Consider the following 488-nt stretch of genomic DNA (forward strand, 5'->3'; position numbering starts at 1 on the left):
CGCGTCCTTGATCTCGCGGTGCACGAGCAGGCGCGATCCCGCCGTGCACATCTCGCCCATGTTGTAGAAGATCGCGCCCGCCGCCGCCTTCGCCGCGCGGTCGAGATCCGGGCAGTCGGGCAGCACGATGTTCGGCGACTTGCCGCCCAGCTCGAGCCACACGCGCTTCAGGTTCGATTGCCCCGCGTACTGCATGATCAGCTTGCCGACACCCGTGGAGCCGGTGAACGCGAGACAGTCGACGTCGCGATGCAGCGCGAGCAGCTTGCCCGGCTCGCCGCCGCCCGGCACGACGTTGAACACGCCGGCCGGAATCCCCGCCTCGTGCGCGAGCCGCGCGACCCTGATCGCCGTGAGCGGCGATTTCTCCGACGGCTTGAGCACGACGCTGTTGCCCGCGGCGAGCGCCGGGCCGAACTTCCACGACGCCATCAGGATCGGAAAATTCCACGGCACGACGGCGGCGACGACGCCGAGCGGCTCGCGCG

General features: G+C 70.1%; 1 protein-coding gene. It reads right to left on the bottom strand.

The annotated features are described in order from the left end of the window. The coding region (locus tag J5M73_RS31175; protein ID WP_207816915.1) for an aldehyde dehydrogenase family protein at positions 1 to 488 on the bottom strand (488 nt) is incomplete at both ends.

The organism is Pseudomonas sp. 50_B, assembly GCF_017491625.1.
Classification (GTDB): domain Bacteria; phylum Pseudomonadota; class Gammaproteobacteria; order Pseudomonadales; family Pseudomonadaceae; genus Aquipseudomonas; species Aquipseudomonas danubii.